This window comes from Pseudoalteromonas sp. SG45-5, assembly GCF_014164085.1.
Taxonomy (GTDB): Bacteria; Pseudomonadota; Gammaproteobacteria; order Enterobacterales; family Alteromonadaceae; genus Pseudoalteromonas; species Pseudoalteromonas aliena.
Window position 1 is genome coordinate 1 of the sequence record NZ_JACJEM010000003.1, and the last position, 20962, is coordinate 20962.

Here is a 20962-nt window from a genome sequence, read left to right on the forward strand (position 1 = left end):
GACCACAACTTATCAGTGAGCATTAATCGGGGCATGGTAATCTCGTAAGGTTTGTTTTTGGCGAAGTAAATTATACGAGATTACCGCTTACGCACAAAATTCAAACAAAGATCAACAGCCCCTAAATTAAACTAGACAGCCACTTTAAATTGTACAAATAATATTGTGCTATTAAATTTACTTTTTTGGCTAAGCGTTTATCTCTTTTTGTAGTTACCGCGTGTGACATATTAAATAAGCGATTATTATTCTTGAACTTAAATCACGCACATAAAAATGACTGCATAATTGCAGTTTTGACTTTTTACTGAGTAGTTTAAAAATTATGCGAGTAGCTTTTTACAGTTACTGATATTCGCTCGCCGCTTTTGGTTTAAGTTTCCAGCGTAACATTTTTGTGAGGATGGCCTGCCTACCAAGCCATGAAACACAGGTGTAAATTGTGTGGTGAGTTTTAACCAGTTTTCAAGGGAAAATTTGAGATGGCTGACTGTATAATTGCTATGTGTAATTGACGGCCTGAACCAATTTAAATTGCTCCCATAAAAAAACCCGCAACTTGATTGCTCAAGTTGCGGGTTTTTTATGGTTTTTAGATAACGAATCTAAAAACCATTATTGGTGGAGCTGGGGGGATTTGAACCCCCGTCCGAAAAGCCTCGACCGTCGGTACTACATGTTTAGTATCGTCATTTAATTAACCTTTAGATCTCGGACGAACACGATAAATAAAGGCGAGGCCGCTTAGTTTTAGCGCTTCAACCCCGGCCAGGGTTTCCGTCGCGATCAGGTGTTAGGGTGACACTCCAAAATCCAGTCCACAAGAATACATGGAAGGAGCGCTAGCTAGCCTAAGCTGCTAGAGAGTAGTTATCGTCGTTTGCGATTACTTTAGGTTGCGGCTGTTTAACGAGGCAAACCGCACCTCGACATGCACCTTGGGCGTCTTGAATTCCGTCGAATCCTAATCAGCCCCTGAATTAGTAAACTCAATTCAGAGCGTGCGAGCAGTATAACTGAGTAAAGTGCTGATACTCAAGGGGTAACACACTTTTATTTTAGTTATTATAGAAACTGCGTATTAAACACACATTCTCGCCTTATATCACAAAGTGCTTAAACAACATTTGCTTAACATAACAACGCTGTTATGCTCAAATAGAGAGCTATTTAGTGTAATAAAAAATAAACGCGTTGAATACTATAAAAATAATACACATATTGAGTGGGGAATAAATGAATGTCGGTTTTTTCATTTGATGAAAAAACAGGGAGTTTGTCTTTAATAAAGCACCCTGTCGATAGTGGTTTTCCGACCAGTGGCACAGAGCTAATCGAGTTATTTGAACAATCTTCATATTGTGATTTCGAGGTTATTTCAGCCAACATAGGCAAGCTTTTTGCGCAAAGTGAAAATTATCAAGAAGAGTCGTTAGTTATTGCTAAGGCTATTAACGCGTCTATTGTTATTAATATTGATGAAAAAAATATGCTTGCAGAGGCGACTATCACGACAGCAAAAGGGGGAGCTTTACTATCTATGGAAGACGCACAAAAAGCGCTTGCCGATGTTGGTGTAAAAAAAGGGGTTAGCCCCAGAGCGCTTGATACATTTTTAGGTCAACAACTTGAGCAACCGGCTGGGAGCGTGTATAGCGCCATAGTTGCCCACGGACGAAACCCTAAAAAAGGCAGTGACGCAAAATTTGTTCGCTTATGCTCAACAGCTCAAGACCGTGTTCTTAGCCCACAGGCTACAGAAGGCGGCAAAGTTGATATGAAAGATCTCGGTGCTATTATCACCGTTAAACCGGGCATGGCGTTAATGCAGCGCGTAGCTGCAACTTATGGTGAAGATGGCTACACGGTGTTTGGGGATTTAATTCCAGCAAACCCTGGAAACGAATACCAACTACAGCCTTTTGAAGGCACGAAAATTGATCCCAACAATCCAAACATGTTAATTGCAGATAGCAAAGGTGTGCCTGTTGCCCTTCCCCATGGTATGCGTGTTGATGATGTTTTATGTTTTGATAATGTGGATGTTAGCACTGGACATGTTGACTTTGATGGCAGTGTTATTATTAGTGGTGATATTAAAGATGGCATGCGCGTAAAAGCAAATGGCGATATTACTGTCTTAGGATTTGTTGAGTCTGGCATCGTTGAAAGTAAAAGTGCTGTAACAATTATGCAAGGTGCGATTGGCCGAAAACGTGAAAACGATGATGCTTTTACATGCCAAATTATAGCCCAGCGAACAATTTCGATTACTTATGCACAGTACTGCGATATAAAAACAGAGCAAGATTTATTTATTGAACGCCAAGCTCTTCATTGCGATTTAAGTGCTAGGCGGTTAATACGTGTTGGTAAAGCAGATGATCCTCAAGGGAAGATTATAGGCGGCAATATTTTAGATGCAATTCGCGTTGAAACTGGTGAATTAGGCGCTCCTGCGGGTATAAAAACGCGCGTTTTATTAGCGCAAAACTGGTTCGAACTTCGTGATAAACAAATCCAAATTGCTGACTTTGAAAAAATACTGGCGAGTAAATCCGCGTCATTAGAACAAGCGCGAGACAAAGCAAAAAAAATACCATCGGCTGCCCAACGGCAATTATTTTTAGATAAAATAACGGCCAATGAGCAGCAAATACAAGCCCGTGCAGCAAATGTTCAGCGACAAAAAAAGCTTATTAAACAAAAGATAGCTCGGCTATTAGCAACAAGCCGCTTAAAGGTTAATGAGCTAATGTACCCAGGCGTAGAGCTTAAAATAGCGAAAGAGACTATGCAGTTTGCCCGTATTTATCCGCCCCATTTGATTCACCTAAGCGAAGGCAAAATTACTCTGTCGTTTTAGTGCTCTCATTAGTATCATCTGCTTGTGGCTCGTCATCGTTATACTGAGCTTCTGCTAATGGCCAACCACCCAGCTGCTGCCAACGATTTACGATAAAGCAATATAGTTCAGCAGTACGCTCTGTATCGTAAAGTGCTGAATGCGCTTGACTATTATCAAACTCAATACCTGCAGCACGGCATGCTTTAGCCAGTACAGTTTGCCCTAGGGCTAATCCTGCAAGTGTTGTTGTATCAAAACTGACAAACGGATGAAACGGCGTACGTTTAATATTATTACGCTCTATTGCTGCATTTAAAAAACCATGATCAAACGCGGCGTTATGCGCCACTATTACTGAGCGCTGGCACCCTGCTGCTTTTTGTGCTTTGCGCACAACTTTACAAATTTCTTTTATTACTTCGTCTTCAGCGACAGCACCACGCAGCGGTGAGAATGGATCAATACCGTTAAATTCTATAGCAGCTTGTTCTATATTAGCGCCTTCAAAAGGCTCAACATGAAAATGCACTGTATGATCTATGCTAAGCAATCCTTCGTCATCCATTTTTAAAACAGAAACAGCTATTTCTAATAAAGCGTCGGTATTTTTGTTAAACCCTGCTGTTTCAACATCAATAACCACTGGGAAAAAGCCGCGAAAGCGTTTTGCGAAAAGTGTTTGCTCAGTATTTGCCATAGTATTCTTGGTTTGTAGGTATAAGCCCTCTATTATGTCAAAAGTGAGGGCCTTTCGGCTAGTCACTTACTCGATTAATTATGCCTTAAATTATAGGCATGCAATTTGCTTTAAAGTTATAGCTAGCTGAGTGTTATTTACTTTAACTGTAATGGCACTGCATTTTGCCAAATTATTGGCATGCCCGATTTACTGGAGAATACCCCATGAAGTTTAAGTTGTTATTTATTAGCCTGTGTATTTGTGAGGTACTGTTAAACAATAGTGCCGATGCTGCTATGCGCCAATATACTGCAAACCAAGATAATTCGAATTGGAATGTAGTTAAAACAACTCGCTTACAATGCCAATTAAATCATGAAGTTCCATATTATGGCGAGGCTGTATTTAAAGCATCCGCTAGCAAAAACAAAAATCTAACCTTTAATTTAGACATGGTTGTACGCCCAGACAATTATTCAATTGCAGGGTTAAAAGCGGTTCCCCCTTCTTGGCGTTCTGGTTTACCGGCTCGTGATATTACCAACATGAAGTTACTTAAAAAGTTTGATGGCGAACTTGATAATAGTATTTCGTGGGAAATGCTCACCGAGCTTGAGAAAGGCTTCTACCCTACTTTTTACTACCAAGACTGGCAAAACAGTGCCGATAAAATTGCCGTTGGCTTATCAAGTGTAAACTTTAAACAAGCGTACTGGGCATTTCTACAATGCCGTGATGAATTGCTTCCTTACAGTTTTGAAGATATTTCATTTACAGTTATGAACTATAAATCAAACAGCAGTAAATTAACGAAATCATCGCAACAACGCCTAGATCAAATTGCTGAGTATTTAAAAAATGACGCAACAATTGAATCTATTAGTATTGATTCGTATACAGATAGCTATGGCGGACGTTGGAATAACTTAGATCTTTCGCGTAAACGTGCAAAAACAATAAAAGATTATATGGTGAGTTTAGGTGTTGATGAAGCCAAAGTAAAAACAACGGGTTTGGGCGAAAAACGTTTTGTAGAGAGCAACGACAACATTTTAGGACGTGATAAAAACCGTCGTTTAATTATTCAAATAGCTAAAATGTAGTCGCTAACAGCACTTTAGCTTTTAGCGTGTTGCTTATTACGCTTTAAATATTTATCACCAAATTGAAACACGCCTAGGCTTATTAAAATAATAACAGCACCAATAATAAGCTCTGTACTAAGTGCTTCATTGTTAAGCCATGCACCAAGCCCCAGTGCAAAACTCGGTGTAATGAGCGTTGTTAAAGCAACCGTACTGGCATTTAAGTTTTGTAATACATGAAAGTAAGCAAGTGCCCCAATAAGCGAGCCAAATATACCTAAATAACCAATAGACCAAAGCGACTTTGCACTCCAATTATCTATCTGTAACTCACCATCAACTAACCACCAAGCGATAAAAAATAACGGTGTTACAAACACCAATGCGCCAAACGTGGTCGCCATTGGGTGAATGGCTATTTGTACACGCTTTATCATCACACCACTTAAACTAAAAAAGCACACAGCCATAAATACATACAACAACCCAAGTCCTTGTGTTTGAGAATGTTGAATTTGGTTATAACTGACAAAATATAAACCAATTAATGCACATGCCAATGCCATTAGCTTAATAGGGCTAAACCTAGCTTCATTTAGCAATTGTTGTGCAAGTAATCCCGACAAAATAGGTGCTAAGCCAAACATGAGTGAAATAATGCCCGAAGGAACTGTTTTAGCCGCCATATAACTCAATAACATGCCACCAAAAATACCGATGCTCGAATAAAAATAAAGTAAGCACGCATTTTTACTCCAAGGCACTCTAATATTGGTAACAGCAACAATTAAACCACCTAAAAATAAGCCCACCAGCATACGCATTAGCACCGCAAGTGTAGGCGACACAGTTTCGCTACTCCATACAATACCAAGTGGTGTAGTAGACCATATTAGAACCATTAAAAAGTACGATGCTTTAATTGGCACGTTTATTCCTGAGTTATGAATTAGCATAAATGATAAACAACAAATTATACCGTTAAACTGTTGCACTTTAACGTATTTAATTGTGTTTCATCAGTTAAAACACGCTTAAAAATACAGTTGTAAATTGAAAGTTACATTTTAATTGCAGCCTTTTACCACAAAACTATTTCAGTTTTGAGCAACTAGTTATATCGTGCATACCTCTCTCGAATTATCAGGGTTATTAAGTGCTTAAAAATAAAACAATAGGTAGCATGTTAATTGTTGCAGGAACAACCATTGGAGCCGGAATGCTGGCGCTTCCAATCGCTTCAGCTGGTTTAGGTTTTACCACTGCGCTTGCGCTCATTGTGTGTAGTTGGTTGCTTATGACCTACACCGCATTGCTCATGTTAGAACTACATCAGTACGCACCACGAGACGCAACTTTAAATACGTTGGCTAAATTATGGCTTGGTAAAAAAGGCCAATATATTGCTAACTTTTCAATGATATTTTTATTTTATGCTTTGTGTGCTGCGTATATAGCAGGAGGTGGGGCGCAGCTGCAAGATCGTATAAATTCAGGATTTAACACAAATATTGCACCACAACTTGGCTCTGTCATATTGGCAATTATTATTGCAAGCGTAGTGACGCTGGGAACGAGTAAAGTCGATAAATTTAATAGGGTATTGTTTACAATAAAAATTATTGTATTAGGTAGCTTGTTTTATATGCTTTCACCTTACGTGCAAGGTAAACACCTATTAGAAATGCCTGTAGAGCAAGGCTTACTCCTTTCTGCTATTCCCGTTATATTTACCTCATTTGGGTTTCATGGTTCGATACCTTCAATTGTTAAATATGTCGGGCTTGACATAAAAGTGCTGCGTAAAGTTATGATTGCAGGTGCAGCACTTCCGTTGGTTATTTATATTTTTTGGCAATTATTAAGCCAAGGTATTATGAGTCAAGCAAACTTGCTTAACAGCGAAGGGCTCAGTGGCTTTGTAGAAAGTGTGGCAGGCATTGCTCATAACCCCAATGTAGCAATTGCTGTTAAATTATTTGCTGATCTAGCCCTTGCCACTTCATTTTTAGGCGTAAGCTTAGGTTTATTCGACTTTTTTGCTGATGCATTTAAAAAAGGGGATAATAAAACAGATCGCATTAAAACAGCATTTATTACCTTTATTCCTCCCTTAGGATTTGCATTATTTTATCCTCAAGGATTTATTATGGCACTCGGTTACGCTGCAATTGCATTAGTGGTGCTCGCCGTATTTTTACCTGTAGCGATGGTGTATAAACAACGCATGTCATCAGATAAAACAGGTTATAAAGTAAGGAGCGGTAATATAGGCCTTGGAATAGCGGCCGTATGCGGGATAACAATTATAGCAGCGCAGTTTATGCAAATGGCAGGTGTTATTCCTGCAATTGGGTAACACTGCATTCTAATAACTGGGTCGTGTTGACCTTTCGAGGTTAAATTTTAAGCAGACTGTTTGGTATTTACGCGTTGTTAAATACAACGCATAAATCCCAAATAAAGGTTGCCCATGTTTAACATGGATCAAAAAACAATCGACTTTCCTCGACCTGACACCTCAGACGCCGCATCTAGCTTACCGTTTTTATTAATAATGACGTTTAGATCACCAAAGTGGCGTTCATCAATAACATAGCCCATTTTTACAAGCTCAGCTTTTACCTTCGCGCTTAAACCCGCATGCATTCTAATCACGTTTTTAGGCCACAATTGATGATGAAACCTTGCGCTGTTAACAACATCTGCTGCGTTCATATCAAACTCAACGGCGTTTAATATTGATTCATATACAGAGCTAATAATTGTTGTACCACCAGGCGAACCGGTTACCATTTTAACCGTATTATTTTTAAGTAATATTGTAGGCGTCATAGAGCTAAGCATACGCTTATGCGGCTGAATTTCGTTTGCTTTACCTCCAATAGCACCAAACACATTCATTACCCCAGGTTTTGCACTAAAATCGTCCATTTCATTATTTAAAATAAACCCAGCACCTTCAACCACAACTCCGCTACCAAAACCTAAGTTAATTGTGGTTGTATTGGCAACTGCATTGCCCATTTTATCAACAATTGAAAAATGCGTAGTCTGCTCGCTTTCTTTAAGGCCTGGCTTAATGCTTTCTGTGTTTGAAATGGCCGTTAACGAAATATCGTTACTACGGTTTTTAAGGTAATTTATATCTGTTAGCGCTGTTACTGGCACATTAAAAAAGTCAGGATCACCTAAGTATTCAGCCCTATCGGCAAACACGCGTTTACCTATTTCTGCGAGTAAATGAACGTACTGCGTTGAGTTGTGTGCAAGACCATAATTTGGCTTTTTCAACTCGTACATTTTAAGCCATTGCAAAATAGCAATACCGCCCGAACTTGGCGGTGGAGAAGTAAGTACTTCATAACCATTCCACTTTACTTTTATAGGCACTCGAGACTTAGCGGTGTAATTTTTTAAATCATCCTGATCAATAATACCACCATGTTGATGCATAAATTTTGCAATAATATTGGCTGTTTCACCTTTATAAAAACCATCTTGTCCGTTATCGCGGATACGCTTGAGAGTGGTCGCAAGCTCTGGTTGTTTAAATACTTTATTCGCTTTTACATCAATAAAATATTTTTCAAAGTTTACATTTATTTTTTGCTCTTTTAGATGGGCTATATAATGGCTAACACCTTTTGCTAATTTAGGAGGCACGACAAAACCTTGTTCAGCTAAAGCCACTGCTGGCTGCACTAATGTTTTCCAAGGCAGTGTGCCGTGGCGCTTATGTGCAAGCCACATACCGGCAACACTACCAGGTACACCACTGGCGCTAATGCCATAAATAGATTTATTAGTAATTACATCACCTTTATCGTTTAAATACATATCACGATAAGATGCCTTTGGTGCAGTTTCTCTGTAGTCGATAAAATCGCCCTGCCCACCTTTTTGGATAAGCATAAAACCACCACCGCCAATATTACCTGCCTCAGGTAACGTTACCGCAAGTACAAATTGCGCCGTTATAGCCGCATCAATAGCATTACCACCTTGATCTAAAATACTCTTAGCGGCATCTGCACTAAATGCATCAGGCATTGCTACAGCACTTTGAGATAATGGCTTTGCTGCGAGATTAAACACACTGAGTTGTAAAATAAATACGCTTTTAGCGATAAGCGTACTTCTAGATAAAAATAGTCCCATCGAACATCCTTAAATTATTGTTTATAGCAATCTGCTTTTAAATACCAAGTAATCATCACACAATTTGTTAATTTATACATTTTGAATAATGCACTGAAGGCACATCGCCACTTTCTTCTTTTTGTATATAATTTTTAATAAATTGCATGCCTAGTTTCTCCATCACCTTAATAGAAGCTTGATTGTTTTTATTCGCTGTCGCACTAATTTTTTTTATATCTGGCTGCTTCGCTATTTCATTAAACATGAGGCTGGCAGCCTCTGTGGCATAGCCGTTTCCCCAGCTTTCTTGCTTTAAACGCCAACCAATTTCAATATCACTAAAATCAGGTAATTCACTAAATAAGTCCATTGGCTTTACAAGTATGTAGCCAATAAAAACATTACTTTGTTTTATTGTTATCTCCCATAGCCCCCAACATGTTTGTTCGTATAGCTGTGGGGCCGCGCCTTCATGCATTAATTTTAAATTTAATCGTTCTGTTCCGAGTACGTTCATTTTCATTGTTTTACAATTAGCCCTGAATTAATAATTAGTCTTTAAAGGGAATAACACATGAACAAATTAGCAGGTTTAGCTTTATTGGGCACCTTAATTACGTTAACGGGTTGTGAAGACGCCAATGAAGTAAAAGAAGATGCAAAAGAAAAAAGCGCGCAAATGCAAGAAAAGCTTGGTGATGCGTGGGATGATGTAAAAGAGACTACAAACGATTTTAAAAATGATGAGTCGTTAAATGAACTATTAGAACAAAGTAAAGCTATGGGCCTAGACATGTACGATGATGGCAAAGAAATTGCTGTTGAGGCATGGGTAAAAAGTAAAGAAGCCGCTGGCGAATTAACTGAAAAAACAAAGCAAAAAGCACAAGAAATTGCTGACGAAATTGAACAAGCTCGTCAAGCTCACAAAGAAGGTTAATCTTCCTACTTTTAATAAAAAAGGTAAGCCTAGGCTTACCTTTTTTTGTTTAATCGCAGCGCTATTAAAGTACTTCGATTTTAACGACTAAAATAGCGCTTAATGAGGCTTTTATAAAAAGCTAAAAACCTCTAATTTAACGCTATTGATATTATTTATAACTCAAAATCTTTTTTGAATTTTAAGCCAAATTCACTTCGGTCATTACTGCGCATTACACCAACAAAACCTGATTGCTGTAAACGGCCTACGTCGTAAACTTCATTTAATACGTTCTCACCATAAAGCGTTACTTCCATATCGCCATACGGGTTAGTGTAAGAGATATTAAAACCCACTAATTCACGTGAATCGATTGTTTCACTTTGGTTATAAACCGACTGCCCTTGCATATCACTACGGTATGAGTAGTTAGCATTTAACGCCAAAGTGCCGCCATTGCTTAAATCCATGAAGTAAGATGGAGCAACCATTACAGTCCAGCGTGGAGTTAGAGCTGGTGAATCGCCTTTACCAATACCTTGTACACCTTGTGCAACGTCAGTAATTTCAGAATCAAGATAGCCTACAGCGCTGCGAATAGTGAAGTCATCTGTGATAGCAACCGTTGTTTCAAGCTCAATACCTTGCGCTTTAGATTGGCCGGCATTTTCTACAATAGTTACAAAGCCGCCACCCGCGGTAGGATCTGAGAATGGCAGTGCTAAATCAGTGTAATCAGTAACAAATACAGCAAGCATCATAGATACATTTTCATGCACTTGCCCTTTTAAACCAATTTCGTAGTTAACTGCTTTCGTTTCATCAAAAGAAGTAAATTGATCTGGGCCACTAAATGGACGCGGTGGGAAACCACCAGTTTGATAGCCTTTTTGAATTTGACCATACACGTTCATATTACTACTGAGCTGATATGATGCGTTGATATCCCATGTTATAGCGTCAAAATCTGCAGTTACGTATTTACGTGCAGGAAATGATGGGAAGATAGCATTCGCATCTTTCTCATCCTGAGAGTAACGTAAACCACCACCAAGCGTTAAGTCATCAGTTAAGTCGTAGCTTGCATTGATATAAGCTGCGTAAGAGTTAGTTTCTTGGTTTATTTCAAAACTACCGTAACCACCAAATGATGGTGTTACGCCATCATTTAATAAACCATTTGGTGTATTGAATGGGCTAAATACAAATGGACCAGAACGTGTAAAGCCGTCTTCATTAAAGAAATAAAGACCTGATACAAAATCCATATTATCAAACGTCGCGTTTAACTGTACTTCAAAAGAATACTGATCTGCGCCGCCTTCTTCAGGAAACTCTGATAAATTAAGTGGTGAAGCGTCATCATCAAGTCCACCTTCGTATTCTGAAGTACGGTAACTTGAGATAAATTTTGCCGTGTATGTATCATTAATAGCCCAATCAGCCGTGAATGATGTGCCCCAACCCGAGTAAGATGTTGATTCAATACCGGCAACCGTTGTGCCTAAATCATCAGGGTTTGATGGAATTAAATCTTGCGTTAGTAATGGAAAGTCACCATTGGAAACATTATTAGGGTCCAGTGGCTCAGTTAATTCAATTGTATATGGCGATTGGCCTGATTCGTTATCAACGCCATCTAAAGAGAATGTAAATGCCAAGTCGCTATTTGCTTGCCACTTAAGTGCAACGCGGCCACTCAGCTCTTCTTCTTCACCTATTTCTTTTTCTGGATTAGCAAGGTTCACCGCTTTACCTACACCATCACGTGTTTTGTAAGCTGCACTTGCAGACATACTTAAATCATCTGTCAATGTGTTATTAAAATATACATCACCAGCAATACGACCACGGCTACCTACTTTTGCGGTTGTGGTAATAATCCCCTCATCACCTGGTTGTTTTGTTATTACGTTTACAGCACCACCGAGTGTATTTCGCCCGTATAGCGTACCTTGCGGTCCACGTAAAATTTCAACACGTTCAACGTTCGGTAACGATAAGTTAGAGCCCATCTGGCGACCTAAATAAACGCCATCTAAATAAACACCTACACCAGGATCCGTTGTAATAATGTGATCTTGCAGACCAATACCACGAATAAATACAGAAGCATGAGCGGAATTACCCACGCCGTAACGTGTGATATTTAAGTTAGGTACATATTTGCCAATATCTTCTAGGTTACTCATATTGGCTTTATCTATTAGGTTTGCACCAATTGATGTAATAGCGGTTGGAGATTCAAATAAGCTTTCAGTACGTTTACGAGCTGTTACTTCGATTTTTTCAAATGCATCTTGTTTTGCTGTTGTTTTGGTTTCTTCAGCATTTACAGAGGCTGTTAGTGCAGCAAGTATTGCAAGACTTAACTGTGAGAGGTTGCGTAATTTCAAAATGTTCTCCAAAGGATACCGTGTGATTGGTTATGCGTTTATATTTAGATAATATAAATTTCAGGCATAAAAAAAGACGCTAAAAGCATCTTTCCTCTGGAAGGGTATTGTATGACATTATTGTGAATAAATGTATTAATAATTTCAATTGGCGTACAAAAACTTAAAATGCACACATACGTTTTCACTTATTTGCTCAGTGATTATCCATTTATTTCCATAGTACTAAAAAATAAATTAGCTTATTTATTAGATAATTATTGTTTTAACTCTATAATGCATAAGGAATCAACACTTAATAATAAATAGGAACTACATATGAAAAAGCTATCTGTAGCAGTAGCAATATGTGCAGCACTAGCAACGAGTTATGCTAATGCTGAAGTAAGAATTAATGGCTTTGCATCAATAGTTGGCGGAAAAAGTCTAGAAGATGATCGAGGTCGTTATGGCTATGATGATGACATTTCATTTAAAAATGAAAGTGTGTTTGCACTGCAGTTATCAGCCGATTTACAAGAAAAACTAAGTGCAACAGCGCAAATTGTTGCTCGCGGTAATAATGATTTTGATGCCGAATTTGAGTGGGCTTACTTAACTTATGAATTTAATGATGAGTTACAATTAAGCGCTGGTAAAATGCGATTGCCTTTTTACCGTTATTCTGACTTTATTGATGTAGGTTATGCATACCGCTGGGTACGTCCACCTGAGTCAGTATACAGCATCCCATTTTCTACTTATGAAGGATTAAACTTACTTTATAATTCGCAAATTGGTGACTGGGATTCAACACTACAAGTCATTTATGGTAGCTTTGATGGTGAAATTGAGACCGTCACTTACCATGACAAAGCAGAGTTAAATGATATCGCTGGTATCAACTGGACGTTATCTTATGACTGGTTTAGTGCACGTGCAGCTTATTTAATTGCAGATACCTCAATAGCGCTTGGTCAAAATGATCCAGATGATTTATCTGGTGCTCAAATTAATGCGCTTGAAAACGTACTACGTCAAAGTGGGCTTACAGAACTAGCTGATGATCTTGATATTAATGAAGACGATGGCACGTTTATTGGCGTTGGTTTTTCTATTGATTATAACAACGTATTATTTGATGCCGAGTATACTCAATTTGAAGTTGAAAACAGCCTGTTAGCAAAACAGACTCAGTATTACGCTTCTGTTGGCTACAGAATGGATGATGTAATTGTACATTTCACTTATGAAAATAATGACGATGAACATGAGTCATCTCGTTACAATCAAATTCAATCTATCCCTCCTCTAAACAGTGCTCTAAACGGTGTTTTGGATAGAATTAAATCAAAAAGTAATGTGTATACAATTGGTACGCGTTATGATTTTCACCCTTCAGCAGCATTTAAAATTGATTTAAGTCGCTATGAAAATGATTTAACCAATACAGACACTGATGTAATTGCATTTGGTGTTGATTTAGTATTTTAATTGGAGCGAATAATGAAAAAATTAATGTTAGCAGGTGTATTATCACTGTGCTCTGTAAGTGTATTTGCAGAAGTCGCGGTTATTATTAATCCAAGTAATACGAGCACAATTGATATTGATGCTATAAAGAAAATTTATTTAGGTAAAAATAAATCTTTCGACAATGGTACAAAAGTTAGCCCTGTTGATCAAAATGGTACTGCTGTTGCTGATGAGTTCAATGATAAGGTCGTTGGTAAATCAAGTAGCCAGATTAATGCGTATTGGTCTAAGCTTGTATTTACTGGTAAGGGTACTCCTCCAGGAAAATTAGACAGTGATCAAGCTGTTATTGACTTCGTTGCAGCTAACAAAGATGCAATTGGTTATATAGATAGTGCTAAAGTGAGCGATAAAGTAAAAGTTATTGCTACCTTTTGATCATTCTTAGATAAAAGCCGGATAGTGCGATTCTAAATTTATAGAATTACGGCACTATCCGGATTTTTTACGCTAATCGGCTTAAATTCTTCAAATACTTATACCGATTGGTATTAATTACCGATTAGAAAAAACAAGTCCACTTTCATCAGAATCAATGACAATAATACTGCCTGGGACATAATCCCCATTTAGTAACTTTTGGGCTAGCGGATTTTCGATTGTTTGCTGAATAGCACGTTTCAGTGGTCGCGCACCATACACAGGATCAAAACCACTTGCAGCAATACGCTCAAGTGCTGAATCACTTATTTCTAGCAAGTAGCCCATTTCCGTTAAACGTTCACGTAATTTCATCAACTGAATGTCTGCTATTTCTTTAATGTGTTCGTTAGCTAACGGATGGAACACGACTGTTTCGTCTATACGGTTAATAAACTCAGGTCTAAACTCATTAATTAATACCTCCATCACTTTAGATTTAAGCGTTGTATAATCATTGTTACCCGCTTGTTCTTGAATAATATCTGAGCCTAAATTTGAGGTCATAATAATAACGGTATTTTTAAAATCAACAGTTCTACCTTGTCCGTCGGTTAGGCGACCGTCATCTAATACTTGTAGTAAAATATTAAATACATCCGGATGTGCTTTTTCAATTTCATCCAACAGTATCACTGAGTAAGGTTTACGGCGAACGGCTTCTGTTAAATAACCCCCCTCTTCGTATCCCACATAACCTGGAGGTGCCCCGACTAAACGAGCAACTGAATGTTTTTCCATAAACTCAGACATGTCGATACGCACCATGGCATCTTCGGTATCAAACATAAAACCAGCCAGTGCTTTTGTCAGCTCTGTTTTACCCACACCTGTTGGGCCTAAAAACAAGAAAGAACCAATAGGACGATTAGGATCAGCAAGCCCTGCACGAGAGCGACGTATTGCGTTAGAAACAGCAACCACCGCTTCATCTTGCCCTATCACTTTACTGTGCAGTTTTTCTTCCATTTGCAGTAGTTTTTCACGCTCACCTTGAAGCATTCTTGCAACAGGAATACCGGTCCAACGCGATAGTATTTCTGCTATTTCGTCCTCGCCAACCTGATTTTTAAGCAGAGTCATTTCTTGCATCTCTGCTTGCGATGCTAAGTCGAGCTTTCGCTCAAGCTCTGGAATGCGTCCATATTGCAGCTCAGACATACGCTGTAAATCACTTGCCCTTCGCGCTACATCTAAATCTAATCTAGCTTGTTCAAGCTCTGCTTTAATTACTTGCGTGCCTTGAAGTGATGCTTTTTCAGCATTCCATATTTCATCTAACTCGCGATATTGTGCGTCAAGATCTGTGATCAACTCTTGCATTTCACTGCGGCGCTTTTGGCTTGCTTCGTCTTTTTCTTTAGCTAGTGCATTATCTTCTAGCTTTAGTTGGATGATACGGCGCTCAAGCTTATCTAACGACTCTGGTTTTGAATCAATTTGTAGTCGGATTGAAGAGCCGGCTTCATCTATTAAATCAATGGCTTTATCTGGTAACTGACGGTCACTAATATAACGATGAGATAGCTGCGCTGCTGCCACAATCGCTGGATCGGTGATCTCTACTGAGTGATGTAGCTCATAGCGCTCTTTTAAGCCTCGCAATATTGCAATGGTATCTTCTACCGATGGCTCTTCAATAAGTACTTTTTGAAAACGACGTTCAAGGGCTGCGTCTTTTTCTATGTATTTACGATACTCATCAAGGGTCGTTGCTCCCACGCAATGTAACTCACCGCGCGCTAATGCTGGTTTTAACATATTGCCCGCATCCATTGCACCGTCACTTTTACCTGCGCCTACAATAGTATGAATTTCATCAATAAATAAAATGACTTGGCCTTCTTCTTTTGCCAACTCATTCAGTACTGATTTTAAACGCTCTTCAAATTCACCACGATACTTAGCACCAGCCACCAGCGAACCTAAATCTAGCGACAATACACGTTTATTTTTTAACCCTTCAGGCACTTCACCATTAATTATGCGCTGTGCTAAGCCTTCGGCTATTGCTGTTTTACCAACACCGGGCTCACCGATTAATACGGGATTGTTTTTTGTTCTACGCTGCAGTACCTGAATTGTCCGGCGAATTTCATCATCACGACCAATAACAGGATCGAGCTTACCTTGCTCTGCTCGTTCGGTTAAATCAATAGTGTATTTTTCAAGTGCTTGACGTGTTTCTTCTGCATTTGGATCGTCAACTTTTTGACCACCGCGAATCGCTTTAATGGCACTTTCAATTTTAGTAGACGTAATATTTAACGATCTGAATATATCGCCAAGCGGACCTTTATCATCACATGCCGCAAGCACAAATAACTCACTTGAAATATATTTGTCTTTGCGTTTTTGCGCGTACTTATCACATAGGTTAATAAGTGAAGCCATATTGTTTGATAGCTGTACGTCGCCTCCTACGCCTTCTACTTTAAATAATTTTTCTATTTCTTGGGAAAGTTTAGTATTTAGTTCGTCGGCACTAACACCTGTTTGTGCAAATAATGCACGCACACTAGAACCACTTTGCTGTAGTAGCGAATACATTAGATGTACAGGTTCAATAAATTGATGATCGCGGCCAAGGGCTAGCGATTGCGCATCAGAAAGCGCTGATTGAAATTTACTAGTGAATCGATCTAAACGCATCAGGGTTTACCTATTAAATAAATAACGAATTACCTAATTAATGGGTATGCGGTGCGGTTTGTTCAAGGTGTTGAGGAAAATATAATCATTATAACAAGTAATTATTTGCGCCAGATCAAACTTGCCATACGCCCTGTTTTTGAATCGCGTCGATAAGAAAAAAATAAATCATGCTGGGTCACTGTACAGTACTCACCACCAGTGATATTTTTGATGCCGCATTGCGAGAGCAAAGTACGTGCGATTGCATAAATATCAGCAAGGTACTTATTATTCGCTTGCAATGTAAACGCGCTAGTAAGCAATGGGGAGCGTTTTTCAAACAGTTCTAACACCTCAACCCCCACTTCAAATTGACTGGGACCAATAGCAGGTCCTAGCCACGCATGTATATTTTCATATTTTGTGCTAAAGCACTCTAGTACGTTTTTAACAATGCCCTGCTCCAACCCTCGCCAGCCACCATGAATGGCGGCGACTTCCCTACCATCGCTGCTTGTTAGCAAAATAGGTAAACAGTCGGCTGTCATTATCGCTAACGGCTGGTTTAATAGCTGAGTATAAAGTGCATCCGCATCACGTCGCTCATTAACGTCAAAGTGCTTATCAACAATAACAACATCGGCGCTATGCACTTGATTTAGCCACACAGCCGATTTAGGTATGTGTTCATTTAATAATGAACGATTTTCTAATACATGCTCTTTATTATCACCAACATGGAGCCCTACATTTAAACTTTTAAAGGGAGCTTTTGATACACCACCTTCACGTGTAGTACTCAACGTTCCTACAGTATGAAGGTTTTTCCATGGTGCTGATAACACATTCATTATCTATCGATGTCCGGGTTTGCTTTAGTATCTTCGCGTAGAGCGTGTGTCATGGCAACCATATCATCAGGGATAGGCGCTTGCCATGTCATCATTTCACCAGTAATAGGGTGAGCAATGCTTAGCTTTACTGCATGTAAAGCTTGGCGTCTAAAGCTGCGAAGTAACTCAAACAATTGCGGTGTTGCACCTTTTGGTGGGCGCGGACGGCCGCCATAAGACTGATCGCCAATTAGTGGGTGATTTAAGTGAGCCATGTGTACACGAATTTGATGTGTACGACCTGTTTCTAGGCGCAGACGTAAACGAGTATGAGCACGGAATTTTTCGGCAACACGGTAATGTGTAATAGCCGGTTTGCCAAGTTCGTGAACAGCCATGTGCGTTCTTTGCGTCGCATGGCGGCCTATTGGTTTTTCAACCATACCACCCGCAGTCATTGTGCCATTACACAATGCTTCATATTCACGCGTAAAGTTTTCACGCTTTTGCAGTGCTGTTACTAAATGTGTTTGCGCTGGAATCGTTTTTGCTACAACCATAAGTCCGGTCGTATCTTTATCTAATCGATGCACTATACCTGCACGTGGCACATTAATAATTTCAGGATGGTGATGTAAAAGCGCATTTAGCACAGTTCCATCTGGATTACCTGCACCGGGGTGAACAACAAGGCCCATTGGCTTATTGATTACTAAAATATGATCGTCTTCATAAACGATGTTTAATTTAATATTTTGTGCTTCGTATTCGCGTGGTGCTTCAATGGTTGTTTCGATATTAAGAAGCTCACCACCGAGTAACTTAGTACGCGGAGTGTTTAACATTTCACCATCAACGGTTATTTTATCATCCAAAATCCATGTTTTTATACGAGAACGTGAATAATCAGGGAACAATTGTGCTAATACTTGGTCTAGACGTTTACCACCTAAGTCGGTTGGAACCTCGGCTTGAAGAGAAATTTGCTCTGACATTAGTAACTTTACCCAATTTACCAGTGCAAGCTTTGCTCGACTGGGTTAGAATCGCTTTTAATAAAAGCATAATATAATACGCATAGTTTACTCGGTTTTACCGACTTGGCCTAGCCGAAGACATCGAAGGTAACAAATAAAATGATAAATAAAATAGGGAAACGTGCATTTGCCATTGTTTTTTCAGTTTCTGTACTTAGTTTAGGTGCTTGTTCGTCTGCTCCTGACCAAGAAGATATTCAACGTGTACCAAATAGATCGGCACAAGCTTTGTATGAAGATGCAAAAGAAACGCTAGATTCTGGTTTGTACGCGCGTGCAATAGAGCTTTTAAGTGCAATAGATTCACGTTATCCGTTTGGCCCGTTTTCTAAACAAGTACAAATGGATTTAGTTTATGCTCATTACCAATCAGGTAATACTGAACAAGCATTAGCGACAGTCGATCGCTTTATACGCTTAAACCCAAATCATAAAGATCTTGACTACATGTATTACATGCGTGGTTTAATCAACATCAAAGCCGACAAAAATGCATTCCAAGAATACTTTGGTGTAGATAGAGCTGATAGAGATGCAAACCGTACACGTGTTGCATTTACCGATTTATCGACACTAGTGAAGCGCTTTCCAAAAAGTGATTATGCACCGGAGGCTAAACGACGTTTAGTATGGCTTTTAAATCGTATGGCACGCTATGAGTTAAAAGTAGCGACTTATTACTTCGAGCGTGAAGCCTATTTGGCTGCGGCGAATCGTGGTAAGTTTGTTGTTGAGCATTACTCACAAAGTAGTTACTTAGAGCCAGCACTTGAAATAATGGAAAAAAGCTACGACAAGTTAGGTTTAACTGAACTTAGCGATCACGCAAAACAAACGCGTAGACTAAACACTAGAAAAAATAAATAACACCGATTATTTATTGTTAAAATTTGTACTAAAAAGCCCGTAATTAATTTTTTTAATTACGGGCTTTTTAGTGAGTTATACCAATTGCTCCCTGCCTTGATCTGCATCCATGCAGTCGTATATAAATAATTTTTAACGAAGTTAGTAAGTTATTTAATTCGCTAAAATAAGCATGTTTTTAATAAAATTAGTATTAATCAGTCAGTTTTAGAATCATGTCTTGATGTGCAATACCGTCTTCTAAATATTCATCGTTTACACTCTCAAAACCCAGTGATTGATAAAAATCAAGTAAGTAAGTTTGTGCGCCTATGTATATATTGCGTTCAGGCCAATTTGCTTTGCAGCAATTTATAGCCTCGTTGACAAGTATTTTAGCAACGCCTTTACCACGTTCGCTTTTAGCGACTAACACTCTTCCTATTGCACTGTACTGAGCATTTTTTTCGTAGCAACGTGCATAAGCTAATAAGTTATTTTTATCCATTTGATAAATATGGACGGTTGTATTTGCTGTATCATTATCATCAAGTTCAGGATAAGGGCACATTTGCTCTACTACAAATACCTCAATACGTCCTCGCACAATAGTAAATAAAGTATGCGTATTAAGCGCTATAAAAGATTCACATTTAAATTCCATCATGATCCCTGCAGACAAAAAACCCAGCCTAAGCTGGGTTCATTTAGCACTTAATTAAATAAACGCTCTAGCTGATCACATAACTGCGAAAGGTTTACGTGGTCATGCTCTATTGTTAAATCAATATAACCATCGCCCCTAAAAGCTCGATCTAACTCAATCAATACATGTGTTTTATGCGCTTCTGGCACAAACGATAATTCAATTTCTTGAATACCAAATAGGCTTCGGCTATTAGGTTTGTATTCAAGCTCTTGATAGCACCCAGATACTGACTGAAAGGTTGATGCCCGTAAGTGACCTTTTTCAACATCCGCTTTGGTCAAACTAAAACCTAGTTTTTCCATTGCTTGCATACATGTCTTAACCGCTTCATTTGGATATACATGTAAATGGTCTTTATCAGTAGGATCTAGCGCTAAATCAATATCAAGGCCTGTTTCTAGCCATACATGAGATTGGTTATAGCCAGCGTTAATTTCAGTAATAGGTGTTTCTGAATGAAGGCGTGCTTCAAAAGGAATGTTTTTTACTTCACCAGGTTCAATTATACCAATATCTGTAATTCGCCATTGATCGATTACATGGTTAGTAAAGTAATCGCCATCCTCTGCTGCTACTTTTACACGAGTCATCAGCAGTAAATCTAAGCCCGATATTTCTTGGCTAACATCGCCAGCGCTGATCACTATTTGTGCATTAAATAGTTGACCCGGTTGTAAGTGCTCAGTTTCTAAAATAGTATCTACTTTTGCGGCACCGATACCAACCGATGCTAAAATTCTTTTAAACATGTGCTTCTCCTTAAGTTGAGCTGATGTGTTGTTTGCCCTAACTTAAACGTCTTCGTTATCGCATCTTAACCATATTTAAAAGCGCTTGTCAGTGAAAAAGTGTGATTTAAACGCTATTTACGGTTAAATTCACGTTAGATGTGTAT

17 protein-coding genes and 1 other RNA gene are annotated in these 20962 nt (G+C 38.8%); 7 read left to right on the forward strand and 11 right to left on the reverse strand.

The window, feature by feature from the left end:
- Positions 1–619: 619 nt before the first annotated feature.
- Positions 620–976, reverse strand: a transfer-messenger RNA (tmRNA) gene (gene ssrA / locus H5119_RS01055).
- Positions 977–1240: 264 nt separating this feature from the next.
- On the opposite strand from ssrA, the gene H5119_RS01060 reads away from it, so the two are divergent.
- The gene (locus H5119_RS01060; RefSeq protein ID WP_182700887.1) at positions 1241–2866 is read left to right on the forward strand and encodes a DUF342 domain-containing protein; all 1626 of its coding nucleotides are present in this window, start codon (positions 1241–1243) and stop codon (positions 2864–2866) included.
- Here H5119_RS01060 and rnt read toward each other — a convergent pair.
- Positions 2850–3545: a ribonuclease T gene (gene rnt, locus H5119_RS01065; RefSeq protein WP_182700888.1), complete on the reverse strand. Its 696-nt coding sequence runs from the start codon at positions 3543–3545 to the stop codon at positions 2850–2852. The two genes, H5119_RS01060 and rnt, sit on opposite strands and share 17 nt — an antisense overlap.
- Positions 3546–3751: 206 nt before the next feature.
- On the opposite strand from rnt, the gene H5119_RS01070 reads away from it, so the two are divergent.
- The gene (locus H5119_RS01070) at positions 3752–4630 is read left to right on the forward strand and encodes an OmpA family protein (RefSeq protein WP_182700889.1); all 879 of its coding nucleotides are present in this window, start codon (positions 3752–3754) and stop codon (positions 4628–4630) included.
- 14 nt (positions 4631–4644) lie between these two features.
- Here H5119_RS01070 and H5119_RS01075 read toward each other — a convergent pair whose 3' ends face one another.
- The gene (locus H5119_RS01075) at positions 4645–5541 is read right to left on the reverse strand and encodes a DMT family transporter (RefSeq protein WP_138584998.1); all 897 of its coding nucleotides are present in this window, start codon (positions 5539–5541) and stop codon (positions 4645–4647) included.
- 227 nt (positions 5542–5768) lie between these two features.
- On the opposite strand from H5119_RS01075, the gene H5119_RS01080 reads away from it, so the two are divergent.
- Positions 5769–6971: an aromatic amino acid transport family protein gene (locus H5119_RS01080; RefSeq protein WP_077537313.1), complete on the forward strand. Its 1203-nt coding sequence runs from the start codon at positions 5769–5771 to the stop codon at positions 6969–6971.
- 128 nt (positions 6972–7099) lie between these two features.
- Here the strand turns inward: H5119_RS01080 and ggt are convergent, their stop codons facing one another.
- Together ggt and H5119_RS01090 are read right to left on the reverse strand one after the other, a co-directional pair.
- Positions 7100–8773 (reverse strand): gamma-glutamyltransferase, encoded by a 1674-nt coding sequence (gene ggt, locus H5119_RS01085; RefSeq protein ID WP_182700890.1) that lies wholly within the window; start codon positions 8771–8773, stop codon positions 7100–7102.
- 67 nt (positions 8774–8840) lie between these two features.
- On the reverse strand, positions 8841–9278 hold the full coding sequence (locus H5119_RS01090; RefSeq protein ID WP_077537311.1) for a GNAT family N-acetyltransferase: 438 nt from the start codon (positions 9276–9278) through the stop codon (positions 8841–8843).
- Between the two features lie 51 nt (positions 9279–9329).
- On the opposite strand from H5119_RS01090, the gene H5119_RS01095 reads away from it, so the two are divergent.
- Entirely contained in the window at positions 9330–9695 is a 366-nt protein-coding gene (locus H5119_RS01095; protein WP_182700891.1) for a hypothetical protein, read from the forward strand.
- A gap of 155 nt (positions 9696–9850) precedes the next feature.
- On the opposite strand, the gene H5119_RS01100 is transcribed toward H5119_RS01095, so the two are convergent.
- Positions 9851–12073, reverse strand: a complete 2223-nt coding sequence (locus H5119_RS01100; RefSeq protein ID WP_182700892.1) for a TonB-dependent receptor — start codon at positions 12071–12073, stop codon at positions 9851–9853.
- A 318-nt stretch (positions 12074–12391) separates the two neighbouring features.
- On the opposite strand from H5119_RS01100, the gene H5119_RS01105 reads away from it, so the two are divergent.
- Together H5119_RS01105 and H5119_RS01110 are read left to right on the forward strand one after the other, a co-directional pair.
- The gene (locus tag H5119_RS01105) at positions 12392–13546 is read left to right on the forward strand and encodes a porin (protein ID WP_182700893.1); all 1155 of its coding nucleotides are present in this window, start codon (positions 12392–12394) and stop codon (positions 13544–13546) included.
- 12 nt (positions 13547–13558) lie between these two features.
- Positions 13559–13966: a phosphate ABC transporter substrate-binding protein gene (locus H5119_RS01110; RefSeq protein WP_138585005.1), complete on the forward strand. Its 408-nt coding sequence runs from the start codon at positions 13559–13561 to the stop codon at positions 13964–13966.
- A gap of 117 nt (positions 13967–14083) precedes the next feature.
- On the opposite strand, the gene clpB is transcribed toward H5119_RS01110, so the two are convergent.
- The 3 genes from clpB to rluD form a co-directional block, all read right to left on the reverse strand.
- Positions 14084–16660 carry an ATP-dependent chaperone ClpB gene (gene clpB / locus H5119_RS01115; RefSeq protein WP_077537306.1) on the reverse strand — a complete coding sequence of 859 codons (2577 nt, stop codon included), beginning with the start codon at positions 16658–16660 and terminating at the stop codon, positions 14084–14086.
- Between the two features lie 101 nt (positions 16661–16761).
- Complete coding sequence (gene pgeF / locus H5119_RS01120; RefSeq protein ID WP_182700894.1) at positions 16762–17493, reverse strand: peptidoglycan editing factor PgeF; 732 nt, start codon at positions 17491–17493, stop codon at positions 16762–16764.
- Complete coding sequence (gene rluD, locus H5119_RS01125; RefSeq protein WP_077537304.1) at positions 17493–18470, reverse strand: 23S rRNA pseudouridine(1911/1915/1917) synthase RluD; 978 nt, start codon at positions 18468–18470, stop codon at positions 17493–17495. The genes pgeF and rluD overlap by 1 nt, the downstream gene beginning before the upstream one ends.
- A 141-nt stretch (positions 18471–18611) precedes the next feature.
- Here rluD and H5119_RS01130 point away from each other — a divergent pair, with 141 nt between their 5' ends.
- Positions 18612–19379 (forward strand): outer membrane protein assembly factor BamD, encoded by a 768-nt coding sequence (locus tag H5119_RS01130; protein WP_138585008.1) that lies wholly within the window; start codon positions 18612–18614, stop codon positions 19377–19379.
- 193 nt (positions 19380–19572) lie between these two features.
- On the opposite strand, the gene H5119_RS01135 is transcribed toward H5119_RS01130, so the two are convergent.
- A complete protein-coding gene (locus tag H5119_RS01135; RefSeq protein WP_182700895.1) occupies positions 19573–20022 on the reverse strand; it encodes a GNAT family N-acetyltransferase in 450 nt (149 codons plus the stop codon).
- 50 nt (positions 20023–20072) lie between these two features.
- Positions 20073–20816 (reverse strand): sporulation protein, encoded by a 744-nt coding sequence (locus H5119_RS01140; protein ID WP_182700896.1) that lies wholly within the window; start codon positions 20814–20816, stop codon positions 20073–20075.
- Positions 20817–20962 lie beyond the last annotated feature (146 nt).